The organism is Sphingobium sp. SCG-1, from assembly GCF_002953135.1.
Taxonomy (GTDB): Bacteria; Pseudomonadota; Alphaproteobacteria; order Sphingomonadales; family Sphingomonadaceae; genus Sphingobium.
Map to the genome: position 1 here is coordinate 4169502 of NZ_CP026372.1, position 24575 is coordinate 4194076.

At 60.8% G+C, this 24575-nt stretch carries 23 protein-coding genes; 12 read left to right on the forward strand and 11 right to left on the reverse strand.

Annotated elements, in window-relative coordinates; genetic code table 11:
• The first annotated feature begins 91 nt into the window (after positions 1–91).
• Positions 92–283, forward strand: coding sequence for a hypothetical protein (locus C1T17_RS21445; protein ID WP_104954815.1), 192 nt, complete (start codon positions 92–94; stop codon positions 281–283).
• A 339-nt stretch (positions 284–622) separates the two neighbouring features.
• On the opposite strand, the gene C1T17_RS19210 is transcribed toward C1T17_RS21445, so the two are convergent.
• The 3 genes from C1T17_RS19210 to C1T17_RS19220 form a co-directional block, all read right to left on the reverse strand.
• Positions 623–784, reverse strand: coding sequence for a hypothetical protein (locus tag C1T17_RS19210; protein WP_262982755.1), 162 nt, complete (start codon positions 782–784; stop codon positions 623–625).
• Between the two features lie 327 nt (positions 785–1111).
• Positions 1112–1642 carry a GNAT family N-acetyltransferase gene (locus tag C1T17_RS19215; RefSeq protein WP_104955369.1) on the reverse strand — a complete coding sequence of 177 codons (531 nt, stop codon included), beginning with the start codon at positions 1640–1642 and terminating at the stop codon, positions 1112–1114.
• 43 nt (positions 1643–1685) lie between these two features.
• Positions 1686–2564 carry a metal-dependent hydrolase gene (locus C1T17_RS19220; protein ID WP_104954816.1) on the reverse strand — a complete coding sequence of 293 codons (879 nt, stop codon included), beginning with the start codon at positions 2562–2564 and terminating at the stop codon, positions 1686–1688.
• 55 nt (positions 2565–2619) lie between these two features.
• On the opposite strand from C1T17_RS19220, the gene C1T17_RS19225 reads away from it, so the two are divergent.
• The 4 genes from C1T17_RS19225 to C1T17_RS19240 all read left to right on the forward strand — a co-directional run bounded on the left by C1T17_RS19225 (position 2620) and on the right by C1T17_RS19240 (position 6581).
• Positions 2620–3267: a TetR/AcrR family transcriptional regulator gene (locus tag C1T17_RS19225; protein ID WP_104954817.1), complete on the forward strand. Its 648-nt coding sequence runs from the start codon at positions 2620–2622 to the stop codon at positions 3265–3267.
• A gap of 56 nt (positions 3268–3323) precedes the next feature.
• Entirely contained in the window at positions 3324–4394 is a 1071-nt protein-coding gene (obgE, locus tag C1T17_RS19230) for a GTPase ObgE (protein ID WP_104954818.1), read from the forward strand.
• Between the two features lie 139 nt (positions 4395–4533).
• Entirely contained in the window at positions 4534–5664 is a 1131-nt protein-coding gene (gene proB / locus C1T17_RS19235; protein WP_104954819.1) for a glutamate 5-kinase, read from the forward strand.
• Complete coding sequence (locus C1T17_RS19240; protein ID WP_104954820.1) at positions 5661–6581, forward strand: NAD-dependent epimerase/dehydratase family protein; 921 nt, start codon at positions 5661–5663, stop codon at positions 6579–6581. Before proB ends, C1T17_RS19240 begins: the two co-directional genes overlap by 4 nt.
• A 4-nt stretch (positions 6582–6585) precedes the next feature.
• On the opposite strand, the gene C1T17_RS19245 is transcribed toward C1T17_RS19240, so the two are convergent.
• Positions 6586–7284, reverse strand: coding sequence for a Pycsar system effector family protein (locus tag C1T17_RS19245; protein WP_223262709.1), 699 nt, complete (start codon positions 7282–7284; stop codon positions 6586–6588).
• Here C1T17_RS19245 and C1T17_RS19250 point away from each other — a divergent pair.
• The 3 genes from C1T17_RS19250 (at position 7283) to C1T17_RS19260 (ending at position 10890) form a co-directional block, all read left to right on the forward strand.
• Complete coding sequence (locus C1T17_RS19250; protein WP_104954821.1) at positions 7283–7525, forward strand: acyl carrier protein; 243 nt, start codon at positions 7283–7285, stop codon at positions 7523–7525. The genes C1T17_RS19245 and C1T17_RS19250 overlap by 2 nt on opposite strands.
• Positions 7526–7530: 5 nt before the next feature.
• On the forward strand, positions 7531–8793 hold the full coding sequence (gene spt / locus C1T17_RS19255; protein ID WP_104954822.1) for a serine palmitoyltransferase: 1263 nt from the start codon (positions 7531–7533) through the stop codon (positions 8791–8793).
• Positions 8794–8883: 90 nt separating this feature from the next.
• Positions 8884–10890 (forward strand): ATP-binding protein, encoded by a 2007-nt coding sequence (locus tag C1T17_RS19260; protein ID WP_104954823.1) that lies wholly within the window; start codon positions 8884–8886, stop codon positions 10888–10890.
• On the opposite strand, the gene C1T17_RS19265 is transcribed toward C1T17_RS19260, so the two are convergent.
• From C1T17_RS19265 to C1T17_RS19275, 3 genes are read right to left on the reverse strand one after another with little or no spacing between them, the layout of a single operon-like run.
• On the reverse strand, positions 10847–11740 hold the full coding sequence (locus C1T17_RS19265) for a hypothetical protein (protein ID WP_104954824.1): 894 nt from the start codon (positions 11738–11740) through the stop codon (positions 10847–10849). The genes C1T17_RS19260 and C1T17_RS19265 overlap by 44 nt on opposite strands.
• 31 nt (positions 11741–11771) lie before the next feature.
• Positions 11772–12740 (reverse strand): diacylglycerol/lipid kinase family protein, encoded by a 969-nt coding sequence (locus tag C1T17_RS19270; RefSeq protein ID WP_104954825.1) that lies wholly within the window; start codon positions 12738–12740, stop codon positions 11772–11774.
• 18 nt (positions 12741–12758) lie between these two features.
• Positions 12759–13301 carry a DUF2141 domain-containing protein gene (locus C1T17_RS19275; protein ID WP_104954826.1) on the reverse strand — a complete coding sequence of 181 codons (543 nt, stop codon included), beginning with the start codon at positions 13299–13301 and terminating at the stop codon, positions 12759–12761.
• A 132-nt stretch (positions 13302–13433) separates the two neighbouring features.
• On the opposite strand from C1T17_RS19275, the gene lptF reads away from it, so the two are divergent.
• Positions 13434–14642, forward strand: a complete 1209-nt coding sequence (gene lptF, locus C1T17_RS19280; protein WP_104955371.1) for an LPS export ABC transporter permease LptF — start codon at positions 13434–13436, stop codon at positions 14640–14642.
• Positions 14639–15739 (forward strand): LPS export ABC transporter permease LptG, encoded by a 1101-nt coding sequence (gene lptG / locus C1T17_RS19285; RefSeq protein WP_104954827.1) that lies wholly within the window; start codon positions 14639–14641, stop codon positions 15737–15739. Before lptF ends, lptG begins: the two co-directional genes overlap by 4 nt.
• A gap of 7 nt (positions 15740–15746) precedes the next feature.
• Here the strand turns inward: lptG and C1T17_RS19290 are convergent, their stop codons facing one another.
• Positions 15747–16799, reverse strand: coding sequence for a fatty acid desaturase family protein (locus C1T17_RS19290; RefSeq protein ID WP_104955372.1), 1053 nt, complete (start codon positions 16797–16799; stop codon positions 15747–15749).
• A gap of 174 nt (positions 16800–16973) precedes the next feature.
• Here C1T17_RS19290 and C1T17_RS19295 point away from each other — a divergent pair, with 174 nt between their 5' ends.
• Entirely contained in the window at positions 16974–18131 is a 1158-nt protein-coding gene (locus C1T17_RS19295) for an N-acetyltransferase (protein ID WP_104954828.1), read from the forward strand.
• Positions 18132–18432: 301 nt separating this feature from the next.
• Here C1T17_RS19295 and C1T17_RS19300 read toward each other — a convergent pair whose 3' ends face one another.
• The 3 genes from C1T17_RS19300 to C1T17_RS19310 all read right to left on the reverse strand — a co-directional run bounded on the left by C1T17_RS19300 (position 18433) and on the right by C1T17_RS19310 (position 23334).
• Positions 18433–20871, reverse strand: a complete 2439-nt coding sequence (locus tag C1T17_RS19300) for a TonB-dependent receptor (protein ID WP_104954829.1) — start codon at positions 20869–20871, stop codon at positions 18433–18435.
• Positions 20872–21067: 196 nt separating this feature from the next.
• Entirely contained in the window at positions 21068–22093 is a 1026-nt protein-coding gene (locus tag C1T17_RS19305) for a sterol desaturase family protein (protein WP_104954830.1), read from the reverse strand.
• 323 nt (positions 22094–22416) lie between these two features.
• Complete coding sequence (locus C1T17_RS19310) at positions 22417–23334, reverse strand: hypothetical protein (RefSeq protein ID WP_104954831.1); 918 nt, start codon at positions 23332–23334, stop codon at positions 22417–22419.
• 134 nt (positions 23335–23468) lie between these two features.
• On the opposite strand from C1T17_RS19310, the gene C1T17_RS19315 reads away from it, so the two are divergent.
• Complete coding sequence (locus C1T17_RS19315) at positions 23469–24554, forward strand: putative urea ABC transporter substrate-binding protein (protein ID WP_104954832.1); 1086 nt, start codon at positions 23469–23471, stop codon at positions 24552–24554.
• Positions 24555–24575: the final 21 nt, after the last annotated feature.

Genomic DNA, 24575 nt, shown 5'->3' on the forward strand with positions numbered 1-24575 from the left:
TTTGCAGGCAGCCACCGCTTCCGTTCAAATTTCCTGCATGTTTCAAAGCGCAAATACTGCCCGGAGACGACCATCCTCCTTGTGCTTGAACATGTGGTCCAGTCGGCTTCTCGAAACTGTCAACGCCGACGAAGTTGCGCAGTTTGAACATAGGATCATCCCGCCAGCGGACGGGGCCATCCGTTCGCTGGGCGATACAAGCTTCCCCATAAGCGACGAGCATGGCGCGGCTGTCCAAATCGGCGGGATCACCGAGGATATAATGCAGGACGATACGCGCTAGGCCCATGTTGTGTGCAGCAGGGCCGCTGACGCGCCGGCTATGCGGCATCGTCAGAACATGGGGTGTAGTGCGCGGGCCTTTGCAAGTGGCTCCGCTTTTCTCAATGTAGCCCCGGTTCTCGCGCCGAGCTGCGTTCTCGTCGACCTGCGCAAAGCGCGGGAGGAGGAACTTTCCGCCGCGCGGGTTTAGATAGCAGCAAAATTCAGGCGCCAGCCAGCGGTATGTCTCAACGCCCGCGCGAACGTCCAATACTAGTCCAATTATGAGGCCTCAAGCTTGGTATCTCAATTCCGAGTACGGCTTCAAGTCAGGCGATAGCCATACCCGGTTCGTTGCGGATCAGCGTGGGTCGTGACGGGTCTTGCTCGATCTTGAGCCGCAGCGATCGCACGGCGACACGAAGATATTCGACGTCGTTGCGACGGCCTTTCCCCAGACGCGTTCGAGTAGCGCGACGTGGGTCAATATACGTCCGTCGGCCTCTACAAGAGCCTGCAACACGTCATATTCTTTCGGCGTCAACCCGATAGAGCGCCCGGTGACTTCGACGGCGTGATGGAGTGGTGGTGGTGGAAAAAGTGAAGCCTTTCGTTTTAATTACCACGAGGTAGGTCAGTGCTACACGATCACCTAGTGCAGGTCTTCCGCGGCCACCACTGTATGGATCCGATCAGGAATGCGCATGGGGGTTGGGAAGTCGAGCGGCTGGCCACTGTTTTCCACCTGCGCCAGCGCTTGCCGCGCGGACCTTCTATCTGTCATACCCGCCAGGCGAAGATCGCCTGTACTGGTCGCCAACGGCAGAAATGTGCAAAACAAGCCAGTCGGCTACCCTCCCCGCGTCCGCTGCATCAGGATCAGGGGCGTTTCGCCATCCACGAGCTGCGCCGTTTCGTGGAAGCCGCAGTTCAGCGCGACCTTGATCGACGGGATGTTGCCGGGATCAATGATGCAGCGCGTGGCGGGGGCGTCCAGATGCGCATCGGCCCAGGCGAGCGTAGCGTGGACGCCTTCGGTGGCAAGGCCCTGCCCCGCCCGGTCTGAACGGATGGCCCAACCGACTTCCGGCACGCCCTCCAACTCGGCTATGCCCCGCTTGGCTTCCAGAAGCCCGCCACTGCCGACATATTCGCCGGTCTGCCGATCGGCGAATACCCACGAGCCATAGCCCGCCAGCGCCCAGAGACCCGCGTGGCGCAGAATGCGGAACCATGCCGCCTGTGCATCCTGCGGCTTGCCTCCAGCGATGAACCGAACGGTCACGGGATCGGACCACAGCGCGTAAACATCGTCAAAGTCCGACAGGAGATGCGGGCGCAGGGTAAGGCGGTCTGTGTGGAGCGTAGGAGGCGTCGTCATCCGGGAGAACATGGGCTGATGGCGGCGCCAGCGTCAATCGAAACTAGGCAAGAGCCGTTTCCGGCAGCGCCGCGTCCGCATAATCGCTGGACGCAAGGGCGATCAGCGCGCGATCGTCATGGTTCCACGGATGGAAACCGGGCAGGAAATAACCGACCCACGCGCCGACGATCTTGCGCACCATGCCCGGATTGCCGAACGCGAACCACGCCATGCGCGCCCAGGTGCCGGGGCCGGTAAGCCCGTCCTGCCGCAACAGTTCCAGAACCCCGCGCGTGCGGTGATGGAAGAAGCGCTTGGTGACGAGCAGCATCACCACCGACTTCACTTTCCAGCGCTTGAAGCGCGTCCAGTGGCGTGTCGCATATGTCCAGGTGTCGTAGGCGACCCCCTTATGCTCAATTTCTTCTATGGCGTGCCAGCGCCACAATTCCCGCGACTCCGCGTCGGCCTGTTCCAGATGACTCGGGTTCGCCAGCAACTGATGCGCCAGAATGGCGGTAAAATGTTCGAGCGCCATGGTGGCGGCAAGGTCCGCAATCCTGGGCCGGCCTTTGATCTCCTCCAGTGAATCGATCACGTCCTGCTCAAGGAACGACACGTCATAGCCTGCATCGGTCACGCGGCGATTGAATGCCACATGCTCCCGGCTGTGAATGACTTCCTGTTTGATGAAGGCATTGATTTCCTTCTGCAAACGCGGCGGCATGTCCTCTCGGAAAGCGCGGACGCTATCGACGAAGAATGCCTCCCCACGCGGAAATGTCACAGACAACGCATTGTAGAATGCCGTCGCCACAGGATCGCCGCCCAGCCACCAGCGCTTCTGGACGCCCTCCCCCGTCTGACCACGACCAAAGCGGCGATCACGCGGCGCGATGGACAAGTCCGCCGGTGTGCGCGAAGAGATAGGCGAGGACATTCAAACTCCACTTCCCATATAACTGACATCACTGTTAATAAGGCTACTTACATTAATGTCAATAGTGCGCCGACGCCTCAACCCCATGGAGAGCCGCGCCGCCGCGCTGGAGGCGGCTCGTGCGCTGCTCCTCGAAGCGGGACCGCAGGCGGTGACGCTGAAAGCGGTTGCGGCGCGCATTGGCCGCACGCACGCCAATCTGTTGCATCATTTCGGATCGGCGTCAGGATTGCAGAAGGCACTGGCGGGCTATTTGGCGGACGTGATTACCGCGACCATTGGCGAGGCGGTGAAGAAGGCAAGGCGCGGCGAAGTCGAACCGCGCGCCATCGTCGACCTGACGTTCGACGCATTCGACAAGGAAGGCGCGGGCGCGCTGGCATCTTGGATGATGGCGTCGGGCAATGAGGATGCGCTGGACCCTGTGGTGGAGGCTATTCACCGCCTGGTGGACGAATTGTCGGCGAACGAACCCGATCGCCCGCAGATTGCGGAACATACGCTGGCCCTGGTGCTGAGCGCGCTGGGCGATTCGATGATGGGCGCGCCGATGGCCAAAGCGCTGGGCCTCCCCCGCACGATGGCGCGCGATCTGGCGACGCGGACGCTGTTCACGTCGATGGCGCTCGCCGAATCACCGGAGGTCGACGCGGCGCTGACCCACTGGATGAAAGCCAACACGCTTGGGACTGAGACAAGCTGAGTCCCGCCCCTAGCGCAAAGGTTTAATTTGCGGCGGAATGCCGCTAAGGGCCGGCCATGCATTTTCTAGACCAGGCAAAAATCTATCTCCGCTCCGGCAGCGGCGGCCCCGGCGCCGTCAGCTTTCGCCGAGAGATGTATGTGGAATATGGCGGCCCCGACGGTGGCAACGGCGGCAAGGGCGGCGACATCATCTTCGAGGCAGTCGAAGGGCTGAACACCCTGATCGATTTCCGCTACACGCAACACTTCAAGGCCCAGCGCGGTACGCCCGGCATGGGCAAGAACCGCTACGGCGCAGGTGGCGACGATCTGATTATCAAGGTGCCGATCGGCACGCAGGTGATCGCCGACGACGGCGAAGGCACCGTGCTGGCCGATTTCACCGTGGCGGGCGAGCGAGTCGTGTTCCTGCGCGGCGGCGATGGCGGGCGCGGCAACATGTCGTACAAGACCAGCACAAATCGCGCGCCGCGCCAGCACGGCACCGGATGGCCGGGCGAGGAAATGTGGGTGTGGCTGCGGCTGAAGCTGCTCGCCGACGTCGGACTGGTCGGCCTGCCCAATGCGGGCAAGTCCACCTTCATCAATCAGGTGAGCAACGCCAAGGCGAAGGTCGGCGACTATCCCTTCACTACCACTAAGCCGCAACTGGGTGTCGTGAGCCACAAGGGGCGTGAGTTCGTGCTGGCCGACATTCCCGGCCTGATCGAAGGCGCGGCGGAAGGCGCGGGGATAGGGGACCGCTTCCTTGGGCATATCGAGAGATGCCGCGTGCTGCTGCATCTGGTCGATGCGACGCAGGACGATCCGGTACAGGCGTGGAACATCGTGCAGGACGAACTGGCGGCCTATGGCGCGGGACTGGACGAGAAGCCGCAGTTGCTGGCGCTGAACAAGGGCGACTTGCTCGGACCGGAATTGATGGAGGACATTGCGAGCCAGATGCGGGAGGCCGGCGCGGAGGAAATCTTCATCATTTCGGGCGGCACTGGCGCTGGCGTATCCGAACTGCTGGACAGGGTGATCCCGGAACTGGGACCGGAGCAGCGCAACGCCAGCACGTATCGCATGGACATCGATCCCGAGGAGGAACAGGGGGAACCGGAACCGTGGTCGCCGCTGTAACGTCTTTACCTGTTCAGTGCCCACATCCGTTCGGGCTGAGCCTGTCGAAGCCTTCTGCTGAGTGTGAGCGAAGCGTGCTTCGCCTGCGGCTCAGCTTGCCCCTTCGACAAGCTCAGGGCGAACGGATTTCAGAGCCCAAATGACGCTCGCCGGGTTCCCCCCTGCCCTCTGCCGCAGGATCGTCATCAAGATCGGCTCGGCTCTCTTGGTCGATCCGCAGGGAAACCCGCGCGAGGTTTGGCTCCGCACGCTCGTCGGCGAAGTCGCGGCACGGCGGGATGCAGGGCAGCAGGTCATCATCGTGTCGTCCGGCGCCATAGCGCTTGGCGCACGGCGGCTTGGCCTTGCCAAAGGTGGACGCGGCAGCCTGGAGGATGCACAAGCCGCCGCCGCCGTGGGCCAGATCGCGCTGTCACAGGCGTGGGCGATGCTGCTCGGCGAACGCGGCATCACCGCCGCACAGATGTTGGTGACGCTGGACGACCTTGAAAACCGGCGGCGTTATCTCAATGCCTCCGCCACGCTGGAGCGGCTGCTGTCGCTGGGTGCGGTGCCGGTAGTGAACGAGAATGACAGCGTGGCGACGGCGGAAATCCGCTTCGGCGACAATGACCGGCTGGCGGCACGGATCGGGCAGGCCGCTCGGGCTGACGCGGTTGTGCTGCTGTCTGACGTGGACGGGCTTTACACGGCCAATCCGCACGTCGATGCGAGCGCGATGCTGGTGGAAAATGTGGACAGAATTGACGCGAGTGTCATGGCGATGGCCGATGGTGAATCTGGGTCCGGCATGGGATCGGGCGGTATGCGCTCCAAGATCGAGGCCGCGAAAATCGCGACCGGCGCGGGCGCGCATCTGGCCATCATATCCGGCCACGTCGATGCGCCGCTGGGCTGCTGGACTGATGGTGGACGCGGCACCATCTTCCATGCGGCGGAGAGCCGCCGGGCCCGCAAAACCTGGTTGGCCGGGCGATTGACGACGCGCGGGCACATCACGGTCGACGCCGGCGCAGAGCGCGCACTGGCCAACGGCAACAGTCTGCTCCCTATAGGCGTGCGCAAAGTGACAGGCACGTTCGCACGCGGCGATGTGGTCGATATCGTCACGGAAGATGGCCGTGTGCTGGCGCGCGGGCTGTCCGAATATGACAGCAGCGACGCTGTGCAGATCGCGGGCAAGCGCAGCGAGGATATCGCCGCGATATTGAGCGACGTTCCCCGCTCGGTCCTCATCCACCGCGATCACATGGTGCTGCTGGCCCAATGACGCCGTTTCGATTGGCCGTGACCGGCGCGACGGGCTTCGTCGGCGCCGCTACTCTCGACCTTGCGATCGGCGTAGGGATCAAGATCAACGCCCTGACGCGCAAGCCGCAATTTCCGCGCCGGGGCGTCACATGGACGCCGGGCGAACTGGGCGACCGCGCAAGCCTTGAGCGGCTGATGGAAGATGCCGACGCCGTGTTGCACATAGCCGGAGTGGTGAACGCGGCGGACCGCAAGGGCTTTGCCGCAGGCAATGTCACCGGCACGATCAATGTCGTTGACGCCGCCCGGCGCAGCGGTGTGCGACGCATCGTCCATGTCTCCTCTCTGGCGGCGCGAGAACCGCAGCTTTCGGACTATGGCTGGTCGAAGGAACTGGCCGAGCGGCATGTGATGGCGAGTGCGCTCGACTGGACCATCGTGCGGCCACCCGCCATCTATGGTCCGGGCGACCGGGAGATGCTCGACCTGTTCAGGATGGCGACCAAGGGCTTCGTGATGCTGCCACCCGGCGGGCGTCTATCGGTCATTGAAGTCGGCGATCTGGCGCGGCTGTTGCTGGCGCTGACCGAGGATCGGGGCGAGAGCATCGCGCAGATCTACGAAGTGGACGACGGCACGCGCGGCGGACTCAGCCATGCCGACTTTGGGCGCGCCATCGGCAAGGCGCTGCATCGCGAGGTGCGACCCGTCGCCACGCCACGCTGGTTGCTGAACGTCGCCGCCGTCACCGACCGCATGCTGCGCGGACGCAAGGCAAAGCTGACGCAGGACCGTGTCGCCTATTTCTGTCATCCCGACTGGGTGTCACGCGCGGAGATGGCGCCGCCCGCCGCGATCTGGAGGCCAAAGGTGACGCTCGAAGCAGGATTGAAGGCGACCGTGGCGGGGTATCGCGCGAAGAACTGGATCAAGTAGCGCCTCAGACGAGACGACCCGACACGGCCTCGATCGCGAAGGCAATGAAGCTCAGCACGAGCCCGGTCAGGAAGATGCGGTAGGCATAACCCAGATATTTATACTTCTTGTGCTGGAGCACCTGCCCGTTCTGGTAGATGTCGCGCAGCATCACGCGATACAGCGCTTCGTCATCGTCCAGACTGGCGATGATGCGGTCCGCCCATTCCTGTTCCGACAGGCTGGTGAAGATGCCGAAAAACAGGATGTTGGCCTCCGCGCCCACTGGCCCTTCGATCTGCGTGACTTTGGGCAGCACAGACAGAATCGCGAACGTCGCCGCCAGGAACGCCCCGGTCGCAAGGATGGCGATCGGCACGATCATCCAGCCAGTCCGCAACTGCCCGACCGCCAGCGTGAACACGACGAATGCCGCGCCCATCAGCATATTGGCCTTTTGATCGGCCATCTGGCTCAATTGCAGGTTCGCCGCCAGCGAGGTACGCACCAAGTGGATCGCATTGGGCACCAGCGGGCGTTTCTGTGCAGCAAACGGCGTTTCAGGCATCCACTTTCCCCTCAATTTCACGCACCCATCGCACTGCACGCACATTGCGGCAAGGCTACGCCCGATTACCGCCTTATTCCCTTGCCAAAGAGGCGCGATACGGCGCAGAAACCGCGCCTTGCCCACCTGAAGACAGTCCAGAAAGACGAACAGCATGACGGATCGCCAGACCATTTTCGCGCAGGTCGCGGAACAGATCGCCCCTTTCAACAAGAAAGAAGTCGCGCTCAGCGAAGCGACCACGTTCGCGGGGGATCTGGAATGGGACAGCCTGACCGTCATGGATTTCGTCGCGGCGGTGGAGGATGAATTCGACATACTCATCACGATGAACATGCAGGCGGAAATAGAAACGGTCGGCCAACTGGTCGATGCCGTCGCGAAGTTGAAGGGCTGAGCGCGATGACTCTTTCCGCACAAACTGCCAACGACGCGCAGACCCCCGACGAGACAGCGGGCGCGCGCGACCTTTTCTCCAAATTCGATCCGCTGATCGCCGAACGTGAGGCCCTGATGGCGACCGGCGTGCGCGATCCGTTCGCGATCGTTATGGACGAAGTGAAGTCGCCGACGCTGGCGATCATCAAGGGCAAGGAGACGATCCTGCTCGGCACCTACAACTACATGGGCATGACCTTCGACCCCGATGTCGTCGCGGCGGGCAAGCAGGCGCTGGACGAATTCGGCGCGGGCACGACGGGCAGCCGCGTCCTGAACGGCACCTATCAGGGGCATAAGGACGTCGAGACAGCGCTGCGCGAGTTCTACGGCATGGATCATGCCATGGTATTCTCGACTGGCTATCAGGCGAACCTCGGCATCATCTCGACGCTCGCCGGTAAGGGCGATTATGTCATCCTGGACGCCGACAGCCATGCCTCGATCTACGACGGATGCTTCCTCGGCAATGCGGAGATCGTGCGCTTCCGCCACAACAGTGTCGAGGATCTCGACAAGCGCCTGGGCCGCCTGCCTGCCGACGCGCAGAAGCTGGTGGTGCTGGAAGGCGTCTATTCGATGCTCGGCGACATCGCGCCCCTGCCGGAGATGGTGGCGGCGGTGCGCAAGCATCAGAACTGCATGATCCTGGTCGACGAAGCACACGGCATGGGGTTCTTTGGTGCCAACGGCCGCGGTGTTTACGAGGAACAGGGCGTCGAGCAGGACATCGATTTCGTCGTCGGCACCTTCTCCAAATCGGTCGGCACCGTCGGTGGCTTCTGCGTGTCGAACCATCCCAAGTTCGATGTGATGCGCCTCGTCTGCCGCCCGTATGTGTTCACCGCATCCCTGCCGCCCAGCGTCGTCGCCACTGCCGCGACGTCGATCCGCAAGCTGATGCACGCACAAGACAAGCGCGCGCATCTATGGGAGAACAGCCGCCGCCTGCATGGCGGGCTGAAGGCATTGGGCTTCAAGCTTGGCACCGATACGCCACAGTCGGCAATCATCGCCGTCATCCTGAACGATCAGGCACAGGCCGTCGCGATCTGGCAGGCGCTGCTGGAACTGGGGCTGTACGTCAACATGGCGCGTCCGCCCGCAACGCCGGCCGGGACCTTCCTGCTCCGTTGTTCGCTGTGCGCGGAACATAGTAGCGAGCAAGTCACGCAAATCCTTGGAATGTTCGAAGCGGCGGGAAAAGCGACCGGCGCACTTACCTAAGTGATCCCTACGGTCCACCCCGGTTCCAACTCCCCTTTCCCCGATTCGCGATCTGCCGTATGACTGGCGTTCATGGGGACGGCGGGCACAATGAACGAGGCTGACGAGGACGTGCCAAGGGGACGGCGCGTAGTGCGTCGCGTACTGGCCGTGCTCATCGGGCTACCGCTGATTATCGCGTTGTGTGCGTTGCTCTATTTCGCCAGCATGGCGAGCCGCGATCGCGATATGGCGCTGAACGAACAGCGGCATAGCTTTGAAGTCATCACTCTCGCCAATCAGCTCGATGCGTCCATCGCCAAAGCGGAAACGACACTCGCCCGCTATGTCATCAGCACCGATCCCGATATCGGTCGTCTGTTTCAGTCGCAATGGCGAGAGGCTGGTGCGGAACTCGATGCGCTGACGCGCGCGACACGGAGAAGCCCCTGGCAAAGGGCCGCAGTTGTCGACTTGCGCGAAGCTTATACCGATCGCGGCAAGACGCTGAGCGATATCGGCCTGCGCACGACCTACGATCAGAAAATGGGGGCGCTCTCGCAATTCCACAAAGCGGGCAAGGCGGAGAACCTCAAGCATATCAACGAACGCCTTACATCGATCATCAGAGCGGAGAATGCCCGGCTTGCCGAACGCAGCACTGCGGTCAATCTCGCCGGGGACCGCAGCGCGCGCGCTAACCAAACCTATCAGTTGGTCGGTCTGGTCATTCTGGTGGGATCGCTGTGCGCGGCCTGGGCGGCGATGGCGGCTTGGGCGGACCGGCGGAATGTGCGGCGGCTTGCGGACGCCGAAATGATCCGCGCCGACATGCTGGAAGCCGCCGTCACCAAGCGCACCGCGCAATTGCAGGACGCCAATATCCGGCTGAAGCAGGAAGCGGCAGACCGCGCGGCGGCGGAAGAAAGCCTGCGCCAGATGCAGAAGATGGAGGCGGTCGGCCAGCTTACCGGCGGCATCGCGCATGACTTCAACAATATGCTCGCCGTCGTGTCGGGCGGGTTGGAATTGGCGCGGCGCAAGCTGCACGAAAACCCGACAACGGCGCAGCGACACCTGGACAATGCGATGGAAGGCGCCAACCGCGCCTCCGCGCTTACGCGGCGGCTACTGGCGTTCGCGCGGGCCGAGCCGTTGCTGCCCGCCGCGGTAGACCCGGACGCGCTCATCCGCGACATGGTCGAACTGATCGACCGCACCATAGGCGACCAGATCGTCGTCTCGCTGGAGCCTTCGGCCTCCGGCTGGGCGATATTCGTTGATCGGCATCAGCTTGAGAATGCGATCCTGAACCTTTGCGTCAATGCGCGCGACGCAATGGAGGGCAAGGGCGTCCTCACCATCGCAACGGCGCAGGCGACGCTAGCCCCCGGCGAAGTCGGCGAATGCAGGGGCGGCGAGTATATCCGTCTGTCGGTCAAGGACAGCGGATGCGGCATGGAACCCGATGTATTGCAACGGGTATTCGAGCCGTTTTTTACGACGAAACCTGCCGGCCAAGGCACTGGCCTAGGCCTCAGCCAGATCTTCGGCTTCGTGCGCCAGTGCGAAGGCGAAATCCGCATCCTGTCCGAACCCGGCGCGGGCACGCAGGTTGAGCTTTATCTGCCGCGCAGGGCGATGACGGCGGCGCAGATCGCGGAGATGGGCAGCGCGCCCGCCGAACCGGATATGACTGACCTGCCGCCCACGCGCATCCTTGTGGTGGAAGACGATCCACGCGTGCTGTCGCAATCGATGGACGCCATTGCCGAGCTTGGCCATCTGCCGGTCGCGTGCCCGCAGCCGAGCGAAGCAACGACGATGCTGGAGCGCTATGACGATGTCGGCTTGATCGTGACTGACGTCCTTATGCCGGGCATGTCGGGGCCAGAAATGATCGCCAGCCTGCCCGAAAGGTTCCGCTCAATCCCGGTCCTGTTCGTCACCGGCTATGCAGGCGATATCGAGAACGCCGATATGTTCGAAGGGCATCAGGTGCTGCGCAAACCTTATACGCTGGCCGTTCTGTCGCGTTCGATTTCCGACGCGATCGGGAAAGGCGCACCGGGCGCTAACGGATCGCACCGCTCCGAAACAGCCGAGGCAGCAGAGTAACCGCACCGAGCAGCGGAAAGCGCCGATGCCAGGGCTTTATTTGAATATTTGCGCCGGCGTGCCGATTGATCTTCCACGCGAGATAATCGATTCCGCCTGCGAAAGTGAAACTCGCCTTGGCCAATCGCGCGACGGTCAGCCGCTTGCCGTGACGCTGAAGCTTGCGCCATTTACGCGCGTTGGCGGCGATCTCCGCCTCCGTATAAGGCGTCGCTCGCAGCTTATGCGCAGCCGCGAAGCGACCGTAACGCTCCGGATCGCTGTCCAAGATCGAGCCGGAACGGTTGCTGCGCTCCGCCCGCAATTCCGCCTTATAGGTCAGGGCAAAGCCGGTTCGCCACAGATCCAGCGGTTCGCTCTGCTCCGCCGCCTGCGCTGCGGGGGCGGCCATATCAAGCAACGTCGTCGTGGCGCGCGAAACGGCGATGACGGCGCGGGCCGACGCCACATCATCGGCGACCCACAACAATCGCGCGGGTTGAGCGAAGCGCGCCCATACCGAGACATTGTCCGCCTCCGGGCCACAGAGCCGGTGGAAGTCCGCCTCGCTCAGCACGGCATATTTGGCGATCAGGCCGTCATGCTCAAACGGAAAGACGTTCGGCGGGATCAGGCGGTTGGCACGGGCGAGCCAGCTTTTGCCATAGGCCGCCCGGTAGTCCGACACGATCAGGTAGAAGTCGAGCATCAGCCCGTCGAGATTGTCCTCGCGCAGGCAAGAGCCATAAAAGAGCACTGCCCGCGCCGCGCCTGGGTATACTGTGGCGAGCGCAGCCGCCATGGCCATCGCGCGCGGATCGGCGGGCTGAAGCAACTCGTCCTTGACGAGCGCGGACAGGGAAGCGGTCACGACTTGGCTTGAGACACGCGCACAGCGTGCGCTACGCGGCGAGCCGCAGGAAGGGCACTGGCGCGGTCGACCGTAAGGTGATCGCGTGACCCTCATTGGCTTCGAAGATTTCGCCGTCCAGAATGACGCTGCTGCGATCGCCCTCGATACGGATGGTATCACCCTGCTCGAGGTAGATGCCCTGCATCTTCTGCCTGCCGAACCGCCCGATCAGCGCCGCGCCCAACATGCGCAGCACGGCAGGACCGTTCTGGTCCACCGCCATCAGCTTGAGCGAGCCGATCTTGGAGTCGGACGTCTTCGCCCCAAGCAACAGCCGCTCCAGCGTCGTCACGATCAGCACGGCAAATTTGCCAGCAAGCTGCCCGTCGCGGATGAGCGAAATCGACACCGGACGCGCGGTGGGCGGCATGAACTTGCCACGCATCCCGAATATTACGGAAAACAGCACCGCAAGCGCCGTCAGCGCGTGGCTAATGCCATTGGGCAGGCCCAGCGGATAGATTTTGTTCCGGCAATAGAGGATATAGTCGGCCAAACCCGCACCGCCCAGGAACATGCCGAGCACGGGTCGATCGTCATTCTTCCCGTCGGACAGCGCGATCAACTCGCGCACCACGACATGATCGGACAGCCCCGTCTTGGCGATATGGACGATGCGCTCCAGCGCCTTGACCGGATCGCCATGGATACCAAGGTCCAGCGCGATGAGGTTGGTCTTCCCATTGGGTAGGACTGCCACGGGCGGGGCGCCATCCCGGAAATGCTCGCCCTGATACAGTTCGGTCAGCGCCGCCTGCACCGTCCCGTCACCGCCGTTGATGACGATCACTGACGGATTCACACGCGCGATGGTCTGCAATGCACGGCCGATCTGATCGACCTGCTCGACTTCATAATGGAAGATGTCGGGGTTGCCTGCGCAATAGGTGCGCACGCGCGGAAGCGTCTGCCGATTCCCCGTGGATTGGGGGTTGGACAGAAGCGCGACGCAGACCATTGCGGCCGGAACCTTTCGTCAGGCGCCCAGAGGCTTGAAGCTCAAGCCCTGGACATAGTTGAGGGTAACGCGAATTTCGCGCGTGGCATTGCCGACGGAAAATTGCGTCTGCGTAAGGGCAGGCTTCCGCTTGAACACGAGATCGCCAAGGCTGAGATGCGGATTGCCGGAGAAGCCGCCGCCGTCCGAACGATCGCTCTTGCCCGATCCATTCGCGTCGTGGCGCACATAGAGCGCGTAGTTGCCGGGCTTTGGCACGGCGACGCAGACGTTCAGCGGGCCGGAACGCGGCACGGCCAGTTCGACCCGCTCGACATATTGCCTCTTTTCGAGGAAGGTCCGTGGATTCGCTTCGTATAATTGCACCCGCAACGTGCCGGTTCGCGCTCTGATCCCTTCGACATGAACCAGCACGGAAGACGTGTTGCGATCGCAGGCAGCGGCCTGTGGCCCAATCGCCTGCGCTGTGGCCGGAGCGGCCGCGAATCCGAGCGCGATCAGCAGCGCCGTCAGCGGCGCACCCACTTTTCGATACTCTTTCCGAGGCAACACTTTCAACATGACCAACACGCTCCTGGAAGCTATAGCGCCTGTCTGGCTTGCACCTGACCTGCACAGACCCTGTTCGCCCCAGGCATGATATGGGATCGGTTTGCGGCCAAAACATGGTGATGGGACGACCACATATTGAAAATATTGAGCGCCACTGATCGCTACATCGCCAAGCTGATCGCCGTCCCTCTGCTCAGCACGCTCGTCATCGCGGCGATGCTGCTCGTGCTGGACAAGATGTTGCGCCTGTTCGACTTCGTGGCAGCGGAGGGCGGGCCGGTCAGCGTTGTGTGGCGGATGCTGGCGAACATGATCCCGGAATATCTCTCGCTCGGTATTCCGATCGGGCTGATGCTCGGCATATTGCTGGCGTTCCGCCAACTGGCGCTGTCGTCCGAACTTGACGTGTTCCGAGCGATCGGCATGAGTTACGGTCGCTTGCTGCGCGTTCCATACATGTATGCCATTGCACTGGCGCTCCTCAATCTTGGCATCGTCGGCTTTTTGCAGCCCTACGCACGCTACGCCTATGAGGGCCTCCGGTTCGAATTGCGGTCTGGCGCGCTTGGCGCATCGATCAAGGTCGGCGAATTTACCACGCTGGGCAAACGGATGACGCTGCGGATTGAGGAAAGCCGACAGAAAGGCACTGATCTACACGGCATTTTCGTGCGTATTCTCGGCAAGGACGGGCAGACGTTGGCTGTGACAGCGGCAAGCGGCACCTTCCTCGCGACCGACGATCCGGACGTCATCATCTTCCGCCTGCGCAATGGCGTGCTGGTCAATAATTCGCCGAAGTACACGGCCCCGCGCATCCTCAGCTTCTCCAGTCATGACCTTCCCATCGATTTGCCGCAGATCGAGCGGTTTCGCGGACGCGGCGATGCCGATCAGGAACTGACGTTGCCGGAACTGGTCCGTGTCGGGAAGCAGACGAAGGAAAGTGATTTGCGCAACGAAGTCCGCGCCAATTTCCATTTCCGAATCGTGGAGGTCGCGATGATGCTGCTCCTCCCACTCGCTGCTCTTGCCTTCGCGATTCCGCCCAAGCGGTCCACGTCCGCCCTCGGCGTCTTCCTCGCGATCGTGTTCATCGTCACCTATCATAAGGTCAACGAATATGGCGAAGGCGTCGGGTCTTTGGGCAGGATCGATCCGCTGATCGCGCTATGGGTGCCGTTCCTGGGCTTCGCGGCGCTGATCCTATGGATGTATCACGTGGTGGCGCATCGCCCTGGGGGGCAACCGATCAGTGCGCTGGAATATGCGTTCAGCAAGTTCGGCAAGTGGATCGTCCGCACCCTGCGCTTGGGCAGACGCCGCAAGAGCGAGGGCGCCCCCGCATGATGCTGCAATTCTTCCCGTCGAAGCGCGTCGCTCTATACATGGGCCGCCTGTTTCTGGTGCGCACCATAGCAGTGCTGGCGCTGCTGGTCGTCGTTCTTCAGACGCTGGACCTACTGGGTGAATCCAGCGACGTGCTAGCCTATCCCGGCAATGGCGACGCGCAATTGTGGCATTATGTGATGCTGCGCGCGCCGCAGATCATCGCGCGCTTCCTGCCTTTTTCCGTGTTGCTCGGCACGCTCATCACGCTGGCGACGCTGAACCAGAACAGTGAAATCATCTCGATGAAGGCGGCGGGGCTATCGGCGCATCAGATCCTTGCGCCACTGATCGTTGTGGCCTTCGGCATTTCAGTGTTCAGCTTCGTCTTCAACGAACGCATCGTGGCACGCGCTTCAGCGTCCCTCGATGCATGGCAGGCTGTCGAGTACGGTCCCGCTCCACCGAGCAGCAGCGTCAAAACCAACATCTGGGTTCGCGACGGTAACGATCTGGTCACAGCCGCGATTGTCGCCGGGCGCAGCAGCAGCACGCAACTGCGCCGGGTGGAGATATTCAATCGCGTCAATAACAGCCTCGTCCACATCATCCAGGCGCCGCGCGGTCATTATGATGCGAAGGGCGGCGGATGGGTACTGCAAGGCGCGCGTGACTTCGATGTGGTTCGAGGAACGACGCGGTCGCTGGGCACGGTCCGCTTCGGCCACAACATCCGTCCCGATCAATTCACCCTGGCCAAGGTCGACGCCAATGGCCTCGCTATCGGGGCGCTCGGCAGCGCAATTGCCGACCTGAAAGATGCGGGCCGCCCCACCGCGGCGCTGGAGGGCAGCCTTTGGCACAAGATATCCGGGCCGCTGTCCGCGCTGCTGATGCCCTTGCTAGGATCGGTCGCCGCGTTCGGGCTTGCACGCTCGGGCAGGCTCTTCATCCGCGCGGTAATTGGCATGTCGCTCGGTTTCGCCTATTTCGTCGCCGATAATTTCGCGTTGGCCATGGGCAATCTCGGCGCGTATCCGCCGATCATGGCTGCATGGGCACCATTTCTGCTGTTCCTGCTGGTTGGCGAGACGGTGCTGGTCCGCACCGAGGAATAACGCCCCCTCAGCGCATCGTGCTGCGTGCAATCTTGGCGACCAGCGGCATCATACCGCGATAGTTGGCCCGGCTGTAAACCGGTTGTATCTCCAGCGCCGCGACCATCCGCTGATGCGCCTTACCCAGCGCGTGATAGGGCACGCTCGGCAACAGATGGTGCAGTGCGTGATAGCGCAGGCCCACGGGCGCCCAGATTGGCGCCAGATAAGAAGGCGGCGGCACGTTCACCGAGTCCAGATACTGCGCCGTCACGGTCATCGCCTCGCCCTCATTCTCCCAGAGATGCGCAACCAAAGTGCGTAGCTGATTAATGACGGTCATCGCCGAATGCACGGCCATGTAGGTCAGCAATGGCCTCCATCCAAAGACAAAAACGCTACCCACTAGCGCCATCGCGAACAGGCAAGCCCCCGCTTCCTGCGCATACCACTGCCGCTTGAATTCACCTTCCGGCGGACGGCGACGGAAGGCGGGATTAATCGATAGTGCGGAATATTGCGCCTCCACCACACGGCGGAATGGCGGGATCAGCACGCTCAGCGGCGTCATTAGCCCAAAGCGCAGGATCAGACCCACTGGCGCCAACATCGCCACCACTACGAACAGCGGCAGCGACCACGGCTTCATCAGCGCCAACGGCAAATATTCGGGATCGTTGGCCGTGCCGTACCGCGTGCGCGCATGATGCAGCGTATGCACGCCCTCATACATGAACGATGGGATCATCAGTGGCACGCCGACCAACGCGTTCCACGCAACGCGAAAACCAGGGAGCGCGCCTTTGCGGATATGCGTCAATTCATGAATGAAGCTCGCCGCCCGATACAACGCCAGCATCGCGACAAGCCCGGACGCAACCGCGAGCGCGGCATTATCCAGCAGGATCGCGCCAGTCAGGCCAGCATAGCCGAGCAAGGTTGATGCAAGGAAATCGGTCCAGTACAAACTTGGACTGGCGACAGAAAACTCCCGGTTCAACTCGGCCGCAATCCGCAACAGCGTCGCGTCGTCGGCAATGCGCGGCGCAACCCGTTCCACTTTCGACGTGCCTTGTGGCATCGCGCCCGCAGGTATGGCTATGGTATCGAACTTCGTCATGCAAAACTTCCTAGCGGCCAAATGCGCACAGTTCGTGGCAGCAACATGGCACAATCGACGTTGCGCCCCACGGTGCAACTTGGCAAAGCGCGATAGGCCATATCGGCGTAACGACCTGTAAGCAAAGACGGCTCCATGGCACAGAACGACGTAGTGATCTCCCCGGTCAGCGGCAAGGCGGGCCTGAAGGCTTTTGTCGATCTTCCCTGGGCGATCTACGCCAACGATCCCAACTGGGTGCCGCCATTAAAGGCCGAAATCTACGGCCTGCTGACGCCGGGCAAGAACCCGTTCTTCGAACATGCCGAGGCGCAATATTTTCTTGCCCGGCGCGGCGGCACGGTCACGGGCCGCGTCTCTGCGCACATCGATCACCTCGCGCTCAAGATGTCGCCGGAGCAGGGCATGGGTCCAGGCACCGGCAATTTCGGCATGTTCGAGGCGATGGACGAGGCCACCGCCCACGCCCTCATCGCGACGGCTGAGGATTGGCTCCGCGCCAAGGGCATGACCCGCGTGTTGGGGCCGATCTCGCTCTCCATCTGGGAGGAACCCGGCCTGCTGATCCACGGCCACGATCATCCGCCCACCGTGATGATGGGCCACAACAGTCCCGCTTATGAAGCCTGGATCGAAAGCGCCGGCTATGCTCACGCCAAGCGCCTCAATTGCTACGAGATCAACATCCAGAAGGGCTTCTCTCCCCTTATCAAGCGCATCGTCGAATCGGGTGAGAAGAACCCCCGGATCGTCGTGCGCAAGGTCGACAAGAAGAAGTTCGATGAAGAAGCCGCGATCATCCTCCACATCCTGAACGATGCCTGGGGCCGCAACTGGGGCTTCGTGCCGATCACCGACAGCGAAATCGCGTTCACGGGCAAGAAACTGAGACCCATCGTCTATGAAGACCTGATCCGCATCGCCGAAGTGGACGGTGAACCGGTCGCCTTCATGATGACCCTGCCCGACCTCAACGAAGCGCTAAAGCCGCTCAATGGATCGCTGTTTCCCTTCGGCTGGGTGAAGCTGCTCTGGTGGCTCCGCAAGCCCAAGCTACGCTCGGTCCGCGTGCCACTGATGGGCGTCGTGCAGAAACTCCAGTCCTCTCGTATGGCAAGCCAGCTGGCCTTCATGATGATCGAGCATACCCGCCGCGATGCCATCGCTAATTATGGCGCGTCGCGCGGCGAGATGGGCTGGATATTGGAGGACAATCAGGGGATGGTGGCCATCACCAAGGCCATCGATGCCTTCACGAACAAAAGCTACATGATCTACGAAAAGCGATTGTGAAAGAGGGGTGAGAACGGCCTGATCTGTCCTTCACCGCATCAATGATTGGTTAGATGGTGGCCTAGGCCGCATCGCAGTGGCAGACAGATCACTGGCATCGTCCCCCACCGAATGTAGATCAACGTCCAAAAAGATGTTCCGCTTGCCCGATTCAGCGGCTCGAGAGAGGGCGCATCATTAGACGTCAGGACAATACGCCAAGGAATAGCCACGCACTCGTCGCCATTACTGCACGCCACCAGGCCAGCGCTCCGGATCGAGGCGCAACCATCTCTGGAAAGCGCCTCGTCCGTCAAACTTGTCAGTATTTAATGCGCGCCTCCAGACCGAAGGTGCGTGGGTTCAGCACTGTCTGCCGATAGTAGCGAACGGCGACACCATCGTTCACGCCGATGCGCGAGCGGTCCTGACCGACCGAGACCACCGCATATTTGTCGAAGATGTTGTTCGCAAACAGGCTAAGGCTGTACCGGTCAGTCTCATAGGACAGTGATGCGCGGTTCAGCACATAGCTCGGGATCTTGTCGCCATACCCACGATCCCAGCCGAGACGTGAGACAACGTTACCACGATAGGTTGCTGTCCAGTTGGCGACGAGGTTTCCGTCCATCATCGGCATAGTGTACGTCGCACCTAGGCTACCGGAATTCTTCGCCGATCCTGGCAGGCGATCGCCATCCAATGCGTCGAGCTGCGTGAACTTGGGCCGCGAGTCATAGTCATTCGGGGTGGTGCGAATGGTTATGACGCCAGGTATATTCTCGGTCAGCTTGGCGTCCGTATAGGAATAGCTGCCCTGGATCGACAATTGCGGTATCGGCCTGAACTGGAAAGACGTCTCAAACCCCTGCGATTTCGCGGCCCCGCCGTTCACGGTGATCCCGGCGATGCCGTTCAACGTAGCGGAGTCGACCTGAATGCCCTGCCACTTGATGTGGAAGACGTCGAAGTTGAACGTCAGTTTCCGATCGAAAAGCTGCGTGCGAATGCCGATTTCAGCGTTCTTGGTCTTGTCAGGGCCATATTGAACCTCGTTTGGCAGGGCACAGGCATTCTGCTGATCCGCCGGTATGGGATCGGGACAGGGTGCAACGCCGTTAGGGCCGCCAATACGATAACCCTTGCTGTAGGTCGCATACACCATGAAGTCGGGTGTGACGTTATAGGACGTATTGACCTTCCATACCCAGCCATCCTGCTTCGCTTTGCCGCCCGCAGCCAGTATGTCATAGGGGCTGAGCGGATTCTCGATTACGTCCGTGTCAGGGTCATCCCCAATCAGCGGCAGCGTGAGCGCCCCTCTGACGTTCGAACTATATTTGAAATAGCGCGCGCCCCCGGTAACCTGCCACTGTGGCGTTATCTTGAACGTGCCCTCGCCGAAGATCGCTTTCTCGGTCACTTTGGACTTGGTATAGCTCACATATTCGAGATCTTCGGGGTTGTCGGGTATTCCATAGAAGTCCGACAGGCCCGGAACATGCTCGGCATAATCATTGTGATATTTCTGCTGATTGTAGAAGCCGCCTAACACCCAGCTAAATGGGCCACCATGAGCGGAAACGAGGCGAATTTCCTGATTGAACTGTTTGCGGCGATTGTCGGACTCGTTCCAGCTCGAAAAGGCCGGGAACAGCTCGTAATCATAGTCGAGATCGAGCAGCAGGTCGGTATTATCCAATTGCGACCGATTCCGGACGTTGGTGTACGCACTCGTCGACACCAGATCGACGATGTCCGCGATATTCGCGTTAACTTCCATGCTTACAAGATGCGCCCGGCGGTTCACCGGCTCGATATAACGGCTGGCATTCTGATATCTGCCCGTTCCCAACACGCCGGTGCTATTGGCTTGGCGACCGTCGGTCTTGGTCCGCTGGAATGCATAGGTGAAGTTCACCTTCAGGTCTTCGCTGGTCTGGAACAGCAATTGGTTTCGCGTGGTGAAAGTCTTTTCGAAGTTCAGATCCTTGCGGCCCGTCAGGTTCGCCGCATAATCCGCATCGGACACGCCATCGGTCCCGCCCGGCTGCGGCAGCGACACGCCGGGTTGCCGGAGCAACAAGGGGGAGTCGATGAAGCCAGGATCGTAATAATAGCCGGTGGCCGTGCGGAAGGCGATGTGATCCTGCACGATCGGAATGTTGATGACGCCGTCCGCCTGATAACCGAGCTTGCCACTGTGGCTTTTGCCATAAAAGCGGCCATGTGCTTCGCCTTCGATAGTGTTCACGTCTGGACGGTTAGGGATGTACCGTATCGCGCCCGCCAGCGTCCCGAGGCCATAGAGCGTGCCTTGCGGCCCGAGGAGCGTTTCCACGCGTGCGATATCGAGCAGCTTGAAGTCGTAATAGAGCGGAACCTCGCCCAGATAGACGCCGAGCGAATCGTCGTAGGACGCGCCATCGGAAGCGACGTCCGAAGCATTCAGTCCGCGAAGCACGACCGATCCGGTCGAACCGGGGCCAGTGTCCGAGATCGTCATGCCGGGCGTAAAGTCGGCAAGGTCGCGAATATCGTCGATCCGCTGCCGCGCCAGCTCCTCCGAACTTACGGCCGAGATGTTGATCGGCGTGTCCATCAATGTCGTGCTGCGGCGTGTGCCGGTGACGATGATGGCGTTCCCCTCATCAGCGGCAGCTTCCTGCGCGGCCTGTGCAAGCGCTGGCATGGCGAGCGCGGTGCTCGTGAATATGGTCGCGGACAAAAGCCCCAACCTCAACTTCGCGCGATATGACATACATGTCCCCTTTTGGTTACAGTCTCCCATGCCCTGGCAACGCTCTGCCAGAACCGGATTTGGCCTTTATTTTCGAGGCCCCTCGTTATGCGCCGCCACCGCTTTTCGGGTTTATGGGCTGACGCATTTGCTGTTGTGCTTCTTGAAACTCGTCGGCGCGTTCGATCTGGTATTGCTCCGCCGGTCCCTCCCTGGATCAGTTCGTTGCGACTTCCGTCGTACTCCGCCTCTCTTGTATCCTTTCGATCAGAGGGCGCGCCGGGAACATGAATTGTTCGAGGATAGACAATCGCTTGCGTTCGTCCTGACCCACGACCGCCGACTCGCCCTCACGATACGTCCCGAATATTCGGTCGAGGAGGATCAGCGAATTGCCATAGTTGCAGCGGGTGTCTTCGTAGCTCAGCGCTGTATGGTGAAGGCTGTGGTTCCGAATGGTCGTGAAGAAGAAGGAATAGAACTTGGGGGGGTCTGATCGCACATTGGCATGGTTGAATGTGGAGACGGCGCCCAGGACGTTGAATGCACAGAATTTCGCGGCCTCGGGCAAGTCAAAGAGCGCTACGATACTCAGGCTAATCAGGAACAATTCAATGGGATTGCCCACAGATCCCTTCATCGCGTTCAACTGGGTGATGTGGTGATGCGGCGCATGCGTCGACCATAAAAAGGAATTGTTGTGCATCAGCCGATGCATCCAATATTGGCCGAACTCGACCAGGACGATCACCAGCATCACCTGCGCCAGAAACGGCAGATGCATCGCCCATTCAGTGGTGATTCCCAGCGATTGCTTGGCTGCCTTCAACGGGTCTTCGGCCAGTGTCGACGACGCCCAGCCAATCGCGGTGTAGCCCAACGTCAAATAGAAGAGGTCCGTGAAAAATTCGCGTCTGTTGATACGCCAGCCGGGGTGCCGCTCGCGGACAAATTCGAGGCCCTGCACGAACGCGGTCGTAAGGAGACCCGCTATGACGATGGACCACGGGTTCTTCGTCCATGTCTCAGGACCAAATGCCCAGAAAGACATGATGACCGCGAGGGTCGCGGGCGGCAACAGGTCGAACGCCAGTTTCTTCAGGGCGCTCTCCCCTTCTACAGTCGCGCCATCGACACCATAGGCATAATCTCGGAGATCAGGGTTTCCACCGTCATGAGCGCTGTCCGCCATCAACGGCGTAGTGCTATCGAAAGCGGCATTAAAGGCAGGCTTTTGCTCCATAGAAAATCCCCAAAAGAGAAATCTCCTGCATCACGCCGGTGAACGGCCTGATGTTACTGATCCTCCCTTAGCGATGTCGTTCTATGACGCGACTTGTCACACGGTATTGATATTACGTATTGCGTCAAGAGTATTATTTGCGTGTTTAATCCGTATGATTAGAAAAGATCATCCGTGCCGGAAAACTGCCTTTTTTGGGGAGAAAAGCGTCATGGCATGAACCATGCGCCCATCAGCTAAGTGACGAGCCTCCGTCATGATCGCGAACAAGCCTAGGGTCGAGTCGCCATTCGTAGGTCACATCGTGAAAGAGCGCTCGACTGTCACGGCGTTTCGCTCCACCAGGACAAAGTCTGCAAATCATGCGCGGTGGTCCAGATGCCTGATGGCGTGTACCGCAACGCTCCGCTGCCGGAAGGTTTACCGGCGCGCGCCAGTATCTCCATCGATTTGGGATCGATGGTCACGAACGTCTGATCGTCAGTCGTGCGAAGCCAGACCTTGCCGCCTCCCACGTCGATGTCGCCATATAGCAGTGTCTTCCCAACCTTCACGCGATTCGACACCTTCACCGAAGCCGGATCGATTTGCGCAACAGTGCCGTCACCCTGCTCCTGCACCCAAACCGCGCCTTCACCAGCGGCAAGAAATCCAGGCTGTTTGCCGAGCTTGACCTTCTTCACCACTAAATTGGTTTGCGGATCGATCCGCTGGAGCGACTGCTCCGCACTGCTCACGGCCCATAACGCGTCAAAGCCGAACGCCAGGTAGAAGGTGCCAGGATCGACGTCGACGAGTGCCGTCACCTTGTTCGCTGCCGGATCTATTCGGGCGATCTTGCCTTTCCCATCACTGGGAACCCATATAGACCCGGCGCCGGCGACGACATTCAATTCGCCTTGAGGATTAGCAACGCCGGTAGCGATGACAGTTTGGACCTGCGCGGTCCGCACATCGATCCGATAAAGGTTGCCATCCTGGCAATTGGCGACCCAGAGTGATCCGAAAGCAAGCGCCATCGCGCCGCACGGCTTTGGCACGGCAACGGAGGCCCGCTTGCCTGTGGTTGACCATTGTTCGACGCGTCCCGCATTGGTAGCCCAAACCGTATTTTCGTCCACCGCGAGGAAGTCGGCAAAACCCGGTACTTTGAATGTCTCTTCAGTCAGGGACGCTTGAGCTGGCGCTGCGGCTGCGCTGAGTATGACCAGTAACAGCGCCAAGCCGATCGGTTGTTTCATGTACTCGCTCCCACTTTTGCGCCCTGCTGCGACACAAGCATGGTATCGATATTACTAAATCTCGCAATAGTAATAATGACGCATGGACAAAGGCTTTTTTTGCGGCAATGTTGCAGTGCGAAAGGGGTCGAATCATGTTCAACGGAATTCTTGGCGCGGGGAGAATCGCAGTGATGGCGTGTGCGCTGGTGGCAGCATCCTGCTCGCCTTCATCGGACAAAGCGCTTCAGCCGCGCACGGAATTTAGCATTGGGTGGTCGATCTATGCAGGCTGGATGCCCTGGCCGTACGCGCAGCAGGCTGGCATCGTTAAAAAGTGGGCCGACAAATACGGTCTCAAGATCAACGTTGTGCAGGTCAACGACTATGTGGAGTCCGTCAATCAGTACACAGCGGGCAAACTGGACGGCGTAACCGTCGCGAACATGGACGCTCTTACTATACCCGCGGCCGGGGGCAAGGACACCAGCGCGATCATCGTGGGCGACTATTCGAACGGCAATGATGGCATCATGCTTAAGGGGGCAGACAAGCTCAGCGCGATCAAGGGCCGACAAGTCTATCTCGCTGAGTTGTCCGTCTCCCATTATCTCCTTGCACGTGGCCTCAGTTCGGTCGGCATGTCATTGACCGACATCAAGACAGTGAACACGTCGGACGCAGACATTGTTGGCGCGTTCACCACGCCGGAAGCGAGGGCCGCCGTCGCCTGGAACCCGCAACTTTCCGTCATGAAAGCGACGCCTGGCGCAAAAGAAGTCTTCAGTTCAGCCGACATCCCCGGTGAGATACTCGACCTGCTCGTCGTCGACACGGCGACACTGAAGACCAACCCCAATCTGGGCAAGGCATTGGCCGGCATCTGGTACGAGACGACCGCGCTGATGCAGCGACAGGATGCGCAGGGAAAGGCCGCGCGTGCGGCCATGGCTAAGCTGGCAGGCACCAAGCCGGAAATGTTCGACAGCCAGCTTTCCACCACTTATCTTTACAGCGATCCAAAGGCGGCGGTAGCGGCCACATCGGCCCCCGCGCTCATCACCACCATGACGCGTGTGCGGGACTTCAGCTATTCCAAGGGGCTCTTTGGCCAAGGCGCAAAGTCCGCCGATGCAGTGGGTATGGCTTTCCCAGGCAACAAGACGCTTGGCGACGCCAGCCATGTGACTCTGCGCTTCGACGCAAGCTATATGCAAATGGCGGCCGATGGTAAGCTCTGAGCGGGTGCGGCATAGCAGGGA